This is a genomic window from Pseudomonas sp. BAY1663 (assembly GCF_000582595.1).
In the GTDB taxonomy this organism is placed as follows: Bacteria; Pseudomonadota; Gammaproteobacteria; order Pseudomonadales; family Pseudomonadaceae; genus Stutzerimonas; species Stutzerimonas stutzeri_AF.
The window spans coordinates 1-8,995 of sequence record NZ_AZSV01000123.1; the positions used below are offsets into that span (position 1 = coordinate 1).

The 8,995-nt window shown below is 64.3% G+C and carries 7 protein-coding genes, 1 tRNA gene and 2 pseudogenes; all 10 read right to left on the minus strand.

Going from position 1 to position 8,995, the window contains the following annotated elements; all coding sequences use genetic code 11:
* Window positions 1-109: 109 nt before the first annotated feature.
* Window positions 110-199, minus strand: a tRNA-Ser gene (locus BAY1663_RS21050).
* A 62-nt stretch (window positions 200-261) separates the two neighbouring features.
* Window positions 262-447 (minus strand): carbon storage regulator CsrA, encoded by a 186-nt coding sequence (gene csrA, locus BAY1663_RS21055; RefSeq protein ID WP_003283978.1) that lies wholly within the window; start codon window positions 445-447, stop codon window positions 262-264.
* A gap of 181 nt (window positions 448-628) precedes the next feature.
* Window positions 629-1,867: an aspartate kinase gene (locus BAY1663_RS21060; RefSeq protein WP_037044687.1), complete on the minus strand. Its 1,239-nt coding sequence runs from the start codon at window positions 1,865-1,867 to the stop codon at window positions 629-631.
* Between the two features lie 149 nt (window positions 1,868-2,016).
* Window positions 2,017-4,639, minus strand: a pseudogene (alaS, locus tag BAY1663_RS21065) (alanine--tRNA ligase).
* A 161-nt stretch (window positions 4,640-4,800) separates the two neighbouring features.
* Window positions 4,801-5,825: pseudogene (ltaE, locus tag BAY1663_RS21070) on the minus strand (low-specificity L-threonine aldolase).
* Between the two features lie 82 nt (window positions 5,826-5,907).
* Window positions 5,908-7,128 (minus strand): hypothetical protein, encoded by a 1,221-nt coding sequence (locus BAY1663_RS21075; protein WP_037044690.1) that lies wholly within the window; start codon window positions 7,126-7,128, stop codon window positions 5,908-5,910.
* A 71-nt stretch (window positions 7,129-7,199) separates the two neighbouring features.
* Complete coding sequence (locus BAY1663_RS21080; RefSeq protein ID WP_037044693.1) at window positions 7,200-7,649, minus strand: YcgN family cysteine cluster protein; 450 nt, start codon at window positions 7,647-7,649, stop codon at window positions 7,200-7,202.
* 128 nt (window positions 7,650-7,777) lie between these two features.
* Complete coding sequence (locus tag BAY1663_RS21085) at window positions 7,778-8,194, minus strand: hypothetical protein (protein ID WP_037044696.1); 417 nt, start codon at window positions 8,192-8,194, stop codon at window positions 7,778-7,780.
* A gap of 85 nt (window positions 8,195-8,279) precedes the next feature.
* Window positions 8,280-8,573 carry a YcgL domain-containing protein gene (locus BAY1663_RS21090; protein ID WP_037044701.1) on the minus strand — a complete coding sequence of 98 codons (294 nt, stop codon included), beginning with the start codon at window positions 8,571-8,573 and terminating at the stop codon, window positions 8,280-8,282.
* Window positions 8,570-8,995, minus strand: a 426-nt coding sequence (locus BAY1663_RS21095) for an HRDC domain-containing protein (protein WP_037044703.1), incomplete at its 5' end; no start/stop codon positions are given. The genes BAY1663_RS21090 and BAY1663_RS21095, both read right to left, overlap by 4 nt.

An 8,995-nucleotide genomic window follows, 5' to 3' on the forward strand; every position in this document is an offset into this window, starting at 1 on the left:
CTGAGCGTGCGCATTATAGGGAGTTAACAATGATGGTCAAGCATTTTGCCGTGGCGCTTTCCGACAGGAAAACTGGCTGACGCGAGAATCGAAACCCTAGAACGCAAAATGGCGGAGAAGGGGGATTCGAACCCCCGACACCCTTTTGAGGTGTACTCCCTTAGCAGGGGAGCGCCTTCGGCCACTCGGCCACCTCTCCGCAACACGGGGCGCATCATACCCATCTTTACCCCGTTTGCAAAGCCAAAAATTACAGAAAAATTAGTGGCTTGGTTCCTGATCCTTCTCTTTCTGGATCCGTTGGTAGATCTCCTCGCGATGCACCGCCACCTCTTTGGGCGCATTGACGCCGATACGTACCTGGTTCCCTTTCACACCCAACACAGTGACAGTCACATCGTCACCCACCATCAGGGTTTCTCCAACCCGGCGAGTCAGAATCAGCATTCCTTTCTCCTTAAACGGATTCAGTTCAGTAAACAGTCTGCAAAGATAAAAACGGATAGTGTTCCGTAAAACATTGAAGCCAGAGCCTTTCAACAGCTATTGACCAGCGTGCGGGAGCCTAAAGTTCCTTTTCGCGCCGCCCAATACGACAGAAGGCGCGGCCTAGCGCGCCTTCTGCCAATCACTCCGCAGTATTGCCAGCCGGTGCATCCAACTCGAAGGCGGTATGCAATGCACGCACGGCCAGTTCGAGATACTTCTCCTCGATCACGACCGACACCTTGATCTCCGAAGTGGAAATCATCTGGATATTGATGTTTTCCTTGGCCAGCGCCTCGAACATGCGGCTGGCGACGCCGGCGTGGGAACGCATGCCGACGCCGACGATGGACACCTTGGCGATATCGGTATCGCCGATCACTTCACGCGCGCCCATCTCCTCGGCGATGCTCTGCAGCACTTGCAGCGCATTGTTGTAGTCGTTGCGATGCACGGTGAAGGTGAAGTCGGTGGTGTTATCGTGCGCGACGTTCTGCACGATCATGTCCACTTCCACGTTCGCGGCGCTGATCGGGCCGAGGATCTTGAAGGCCACACCGGGCGTATCCGGCACCCCACGAATGGTCAGCTTGGCTTCGTCGCGATTGAAGGCGATGCCGGAAATGATGGGCTGTTCCATGGATTCCTCTTCATCAAGGGTAATGAGGGTACCCGGACCCTCCTGAAAGCTGTGCAGCACGCGCAACGGCACGCTGTACTTGCCGGCAAATTCCACCGCACGGATTTGCAGGACCTTGGAGCCGAGGCTGGCCATTTCCAGCATCTCCTCGAAGGTGATCTTGTCCAGACGCTGAGCCTTGGCCACCACCCGCGGGTCGGTGGTGTAGACGCCATCCACGTCAGTGTAGATCTGGCACTCGTCGGCCTTCAGCGCAGCGGCCAGCGCCACCCCCGTGGTATCGGAGCCACCGCGGCCGAGCGTGGTGATGTTGCCCTTCTCGTCCACCCCCTGGAATCCGGCCACCACCACCACGCGCCCGGCCTTGATGTCGCGCTGGATACGCTGCGCGTCGATCTGCAGGATGCGCGCCTTGGTGTGCGCGCTGTCGGTGAGGATGCGCACCTGGTTGCCCGTGTAGGACACCGCGGGAACGCCACGCTTGATCAGCGCCATGGCCAGCAGCGCGATGGTCACCTGCTCGCCGGTGGACACCATCACATCCAGCTCGCGGGCAACGGGCTGCTCGCTGATCTGTTTGGCAAGATCGATCAGGCGGTTGGTTTCGCCGCTCATCGCCGAGACCACGACGACGATATCGTCGCCGCCTTCGCGGAACTTCCTGACCTTCTCGGCCACCTGTTCGATACGCTCGACGGTGCCGACCGAGGTACCTCCAAACTTCTGTACGATCAAAGCCATTTCTTAGCCGCCTAATGCCCCGTCAAGGCGCTCATTAAACATACAACTCCGAACACTGCCAAGCGCCGAGGCCGCCGCGCGGGCGGCCTCCGACGAGCTGAAGCGGGCCATCCGGAGCAGGCCCTTCGAAACCAGACGCACGTGGCCGTTTACAGCCCCTGCTCGGCGAATGCGCGAGCCAGCGCCAGCGCCTCGTCGAGCCTGGCCGGCTCGGTACCTCCCCCTTGTGCCATGTCGGGGCGGCCGCCCCCTTGCCGCCCACGGCAGCGGCAGCCTGCTTCATCAGGTCGCCGGCCTTCAAGCGCGAGGTCAGGTCCTGGGTCACGCCGGCGACCAGCACCACCTTGTCGTCCAGCACGCCGCCGAGCAGGATCACCGCGCTGCCGAGCTTGTTCTTCAACTGATCGACCAGCGCCAGCAAAGCCTTGCCATCGAGCCGTCCAGCCTGGCGGCGAGCACGCGCGCGCCCTTGATATCCACCGCGGAACCGGCGAGATCGTCGCCGGCGGCGCTGGCGGCCTTGGCCTTGAGCTGCTCGAGTTCCTTTTCCAGCTGGCGATTGCGCTCGAGAATGCCGCAGAGCTTGTCCAGCAGGTTCTCGCGGCTGCCCTTGACCAGGCTCGCCGCCTCTTTCAGCTGCTCCTCGGCCTCGTTCAGATAGGCCAGCGCCTGCGCACCGGTGACCGCCTCGATGCGGCGCACGCCAGCGGCCACGCCGCCTTCGCTGGTGATCTTGAACAGGCCGATATCACCGGTGCGATCGACGTGGGTGCCGCCGCACAGTTCGACCGAGAATCCGCTGCCCATGGTCAGCACCCGTACGGATTCGCCATATTTCTCGCCGAACAGGGCCATGGCGCCCTTGGCCTTGGCGCTGTCGATATCGGTTTCCTCGATCTCCACCGCCGTATTGCGGCGAATTTCGGCATTCACGCGATCCTCCAGGGCCTTGAGCTGCTCGGGCTTGATCGCCTCGAAGTGGCTGAAGTCGAAGCGCAGGCGCTGGCTGTCGACCAGCGAGCCCTTCTGGCTCACGTGCTCGCCGAGAATCTCGCGCAGCGCCGCGTGCAGCAAGTGCGTCGCCGAGTGGTTGAGCGCGGTGGCCTGGCGAACCGAGGCATCGACGATCGCTTCCACCTCGGCGCCGACCTGCAGCCTGCCGCTGTCGACGATGCCATGATGCAGGAACGCCCCACCGGCCTTGCTGGTATCGCGCACATCGAAGCGCAGGCCTGGCGCCGCGAGATAGCCGCAATCGCCGACCTGGCCGCCGGACTCGGCATAGAACGGCGTCTGGTCGAGCACCACCACGCCCTCCTCGCCGGCGCCCAGGCTGTCGACGACCACGCCGTCCTTGAACAGCGCCAGCACCTTGCCGTTGCCGGCGGTGCCCTGGTAACCGATGAAGCGCGTTTCCCCCTCGACCTTGACCAGGGCGTTGTAGTCCATGCCGAAGGCGCTGGCCGAACGTGCGCGCTCGCGCTGGGCCTGCATTTCGCGCTCGAAGCCTTCCTCGTCGAGGGTCAGGTTGCGCTCGCGGGCGATATCGCCGGTCAGGTCCACCGGGAAGCCGTAGGTGTCGTACAGCTTGAACACCACCTCGCCGGGAATGACGTCGCCTTCGAGCTCCGCCAGATCCTGCTCGAGGATCTTCAGGCCCTGTTCCAGGGTCTTGGCGAACTGCTCTTCCTCGTTCTTCAGCACGCGCTCGATGTGCGCCTGCTGCTGCCTGAGCTCGGGGAAGGCATCGCCCATCTCCGCCACCAGCGCGGCGACGATGCGGTGGAAGAAGCTGCCCCTGGCGCCGAGCTTGTTGCCGTGGCGGCAGGCGCGGCGAATGATGCGGCGCAGCACGTAGCCACGGCCCTCGTTGGACGGCGTCACGCCATCGGCGATCAGGAAGCCGCAGGAGCGGATGTGGTCGGCGACGACCTTCAGCGACGCCTGGCCTTCGTTGCGGCAGCCGATGGCTTCGGCCGCGGCGTTCAGCAGGTTCTGGAACAGGTCGATGTCGTAGTTCGAGTTGACGTGCTGCAACACCGCGCTGATGCGCTCCAGGCCCATGCCGGTATCCACGCTCGGTGCCGGCAGCGGATGCAGGACGCCGTCCGCGGTGCGGTTGAACTGCATGAAGACGTTGTTCCAGATCTCGATGTAGCGGTCGCCGTCTTCTTCCGGGCTACCGGGTGGGCCGCCCCAGATGTGCTCGCCATGGTCGAAGAAGATCTCGGTGCAGGGGCCGCAGGGGCCGGTATCGCCCATCGCCCAGAAATTGTCCGAGGCGTAGGGCGCACCCTTGTTGTCGCCGATGCGCACCATGCGCTCGGCCGGCACGCCGACCTCCTGGGTCCAGATGTCGTAGGCCTCGTCGTCGCTGGCGTAGACGGTGACCCAGAGCTTTTCCCGGGGCAGGCTCAGCCACTTCTCGGAGGTGAGGAATTCCCAGGCGTAATGGATGGCATCGCGCTTGAAATAGTCGCCGAAGCTGAAGTTGCCGAGCATCTCGAAGAAGGTGTGGTGGCGCGCGGTATAGCCGACATTCTCCAGGTCGTTGTGCTTGCCGCCGGCGCGCACGCACTTCTGGCTGGTGGTGGCGCGGGTGTAGACGCGCTTCTCCAGGCCGAGGAAGCAGTCCTTGAACTGGTTCATGCCGGCGTTGGTGAACAGCAGGGTCGGGTCGTTCGCCGGGATCAGCGAACTGGAGGCCACGCGGGTGTGGCCCTTCTCTTCGAAGAAGCGGAGGAAGGCTTCACGGGTTTCTGCGCTTTTCATAGATTTCTTCCAGAGGACTGCGGCCGAACGGCTGCAAAACGACACGGCGAGGCGGGACCACCGAAAGCCGGTTCGCAACTACCCAAACGGATAGCCGGCAAAGGGCCGCATTATATCGGGCCTGCGCGCCGGGTATAGGGGATAACGTCGATTGAATCAAGCTATTCGACGGCACCCGCCCGATCAGCCCGGGCGAACGCGGCGAAGCTGTCGAGGATCGGCTGAACATGCTCGGGGCGCAGGTCCAGGTGCGTCACCAGGCGCAGCCGCGGCGCCGGCGTCAGGCGAATGTCGCGCTGTGCGCAGAACGCCGCCAGCGCCGGCGCCCGATCGCCGATGTCCAGGTAGACCATGTTGGTCTGCACCGGCTCGACGGCATAGCCGAGCGCCGCCAGCCCGGAGCCGATCGCCTGCGCCAGATGATGGTCCGCGGCCAGCCGCTCGACGTGGTGCTCCAGCGCATACAGCCCCGCGGCGGCGAGGATGCCGGCCTGGCGCATGCCGCCGCCGACCATCTTGCGCAGGCGCCGCGCCCTGGCGATGAAGGCGTCGCTGCCGCAGAGCACCGAGCCGACCGGCGTTCCCAGGCCCTTCGACAGACAGACCGACACCGAATCGAAATGGCGAGTGATCGCCTGTGCGTCGCAGCCGAGCTTCACCGCCGCGTTGAACAGCCGCGCGCCATCCAGGTGCAGCTGTAACCCCCGCTCGCGGGTGAACGCACGCGCGGCGGCCAGATAGTCCAGCGGCAGCACCTTGCCCTGCATGGTGTTTTCCAGCGCCAGCAGGCGGGTGCGGGCGAAGTGGAAATTGTCCGGCTTGATCGCCGCCTCGACGCGCGCCAGGTCCAGCGAACCGTCGGCTTCCATTTCGATGGGCTGCGGCTGGATCGAGCCCAGCACCGCCGCGCCGCCGCCCTCGTACTTGTAGGTATGCGCCTGCTGCCCGACGATGTACTCGTCGCCACGCTCGCAATGCGCCATCAGCCCAGCAGGTTGCTCATGGTGCCGGACGGCACGAACAGCCCGGCGGAAAAACCCAGGCGCCCGGCCAGTTCGCGTTCCAGCCGGTTGACCGTGGGGTCCTCGCCATAGACGTCGTCGCCGGTCGCGGCACGCAGCATGGCCTCGCGCATCGGCGCGGTCGGCTGGGTGACGGTGTCGCTGCGCAGATCGATGATGCTCATGGAAGCTCCGGTTCCTCGTCGAAACAAGCCTGTCACCCTAAATGATTTCAGCGGCGCGGCGAATCGTTAACGAACAGCGGGCTCAGCGCAGCAGGCGTGTGTCGAGCACCTTCGAGCCGCCGCCCAGCAATGTTTCGGTGATGTCGATGAAGTCCTGGGTACTGACCTTGTCCAGCCGCATCAGCCCGCGGCTCACGTCGTCGAGCGAATAACGGCTCTTGCTGCGCTGGCGGATCTCCTTGTCCAGCTCCTGCAGCAGCAGCACCGCCCGCGCGGTCACCGGACCGGTGGAACGCGCGGTGCGCAGGCTGTCGACCTTGCGGCTCCAGTCGCTCAGATCCTCGCGCACGGCCTGGTAGCGGTCCTCGCTCATGCCGCCGGCGCGCCGCACCAGTTCGATGGCGTAGTACTCGGCCAAGCCCTCGCTGATCCAGTCGCTGCGGTCGGTGTCCTGGATCCGGCTGAAGACATGCACCAGTTCGTGGACCAGCGAACTGGTACCGTTCTCGCTGACCAGCGGACGGTCGGCATGCATGTAGAACGAATTGGGAGCGGACAGGCCACCACGCCACATCGGATCGCCCGCGCCGACGATCAAGAGTTTCTCCGGATCGCGTGGGAATACGTGCTGGATCTCCGGCCAGACGAAGGTCAGCATGGTCAGGATATCCATGCGGCGCACGCCCTCGCCCACCGGCGCGGCGACCGTCACGTCGGTCTCGCCGAGCTTGGCGCGGCGGCTTCCCAGCTTGCCGGCGAGCATCCAGCCGGTCGGCCGATCGAACAGGCGCTCGGGGTTGTCCACCCGGAAACGGTTCTTGCCGACGCGCGGCCAGCCGGTTTCGATGCTTTTCCAGCCTTCCGGCAGCTCGAAGCTGATCCGCGACACCAGTTTCACCCCGTCGACCTGATCGAGGCGCGCGGGCGGCACCAGGTCGTCGCCACGAAACAGCGCCCAGTTCTCGGTCATCCGCGCATCGAAGCGGCCATCGCCGCGCGGGTGGCTGATGCGCACCCGATAGCTCAACCGCGCCTTGCCCTTCCCGGGCAGCCAGGTGCCCTGCTCGGGCGTCTCCTGCCGCCATTCGCCGTCGGTCGCGAAATCGCTGTAGTAGCCTTCGTCGCCCAGGTTGAATTCCAGCAGGCGGACCATTTCGCCTTTTTCCAGCAGCAACTGGACCTCGGCCTGGTCTTCATCGGGCAGCAAGCGCACGCGATAGTCCAGATCGACCCGTTTGGCCGCCTGGGCATGCGCACCGAAAAGCAGAAGAAAGGCAAACAGCAACAGCGAGCGGGCAGGCATTGAAGACAGCTCCAGGGATCGGGTCGTATGCGGGGTCGGTTGATCTATGACGCTGTGAACGGCGGTTTGATTCAACCGGCACGAAAAATCAGATGCTCTTCCCAGTCCTCTTCCGCAACGCTGCCTTCAGCGAGCATCCGCCCGGCTTGCGAAATACGCTCGACGTGCACCGCCTCGCGATCACCACAGACCAGGTGGTGCCAGAGCGGCAGGTCCTTGCCCTCGCCAACCAGGCGGTAGGCGCAGGTGGGCGGCAGCCATTTGAATTGCGCGGCGTCCGCGGCATTGAGCTGGATGCAATCCGGCACGCTGGCGCGCCGATTCGCATAGTCGCTGCATTGGCAGCTCTCGAGGTCGAGCAGTTTGCAGGCGATGCGCGTGTAATAGACGGTACCGTCCTCTTCGTCCTCGAGCTTCTGCAGACAGCAGAGTCCGCAGCCATCGCACAGCGACTCCCACTCGGTGGAGTCGAGTTCGGCAAGGGTTTTGCGTTTCCAGAAGGGTTCGACTTTGGCCGCCATGAAGGTGTCACTACCGGTAAAACGGCAAGTCTAGCCATTGGCGGATGGCCGGCCAATAGCGGGCGGCCAGCCGGTCGCCCGGGAAGATGCGAGGCTGCCCCGCGAGGCGATGGGCTGCCTCAGCCTCATCAGGACTTGTCGAGCAGTTCGCGATGACTGCGCATCTGTTCGAGCATCTGCTCCATGTGCTGGATGCGCATATCCAGCATTTCCTTGGAAGGCGCGCCCATCATGCGCCCACCGCCCATGCCACCCATACCGCCCTGCATGGGCTTGCCGCCCTGCTTGCCCATGCCGGCGCCGGGCCCACCCATCGGGCAGCCGCCCATCATGCCGAAGCCGGACTGCATGCTTTGCCAGTGTTCGTCGCGAAGCTTCTGCCGCTCCTCCGGCGTCTTTGCAGCCTGCCAGGCCTGACGGTACTCCTGCATCTTCTGCCAGTGCTGCTGCCAGGCTTGGTTGTCGTAGTCCGGCGCCTGCTGCGCATGGGCAGTCAGTGCCAGGCCAGCCAGGATGGAGCCGAGTATCCAGGAACGCGTTTTCATGAGCCATCTCCTTTGTACACGTCGCCTGAGCATAGGCCTGATTTCGGCCCGATTCCTTGTCCGCGGTCAGTCCTGGCGTGATCGCCTACAGCGGATCGTTCATGCGCAGCAGCTCTTCGGGCAGGTGCTCGATGTACTCGTCCTCGGCTGGCGGCATCTGCAGGTGATAGCCCTGCTTCTCGATATTGGCCAGCACCTTGGTCGCATCCTCGCGCGCCAGCTGGCGCTCGGGAGTCAACAGCATTTCGAAGGCCAGCTGCGGTGGGCCGAACGCCGCGAGCAACCCCTCCGGCACACGCTTGAGGGCATCGCGCTTGTCGACATACAGGTACATCTCGTTCTTGCGCAGGCTTTTGTAGATAGAGCAGATGCGTTTCATGGTCGCTTTTCCAGGACATCGAGCAGGGCCTGCCCCATTCGCACGCGGCGCCAGCCACGCAGGGAATCGGGCAGTTCGTAAGGGCCGTCGGGGTAGCCGCTCTTGAGCAGCGCCTCGAGGGTCTTCTTGCGCAGCATCAGCTCCGGCGCGATTTCCAGCTCCTTGGCCTCGCGCTGGCCGACCGCACGCAGCTTCTTCAACAGGCCCGACACTTCCAGCGGCAGCGGCTCGGGCAGCGGCGCCGGCCAGTCCTGTTCGGGCGTGGCCGCGGCCTGGCGAATCAGTTCCAGCAGCGTTTCCCCGTCCTGGCGAACGGTGCGCGGATGCATGTCCTCGATACGCGCCAGCGCCACCAGGTCGCGCGGCTGGGTACGCGCCAGCGGCCACAGGCTGGCCTCGCGCAGCACCCGGTTGCGCGGCTG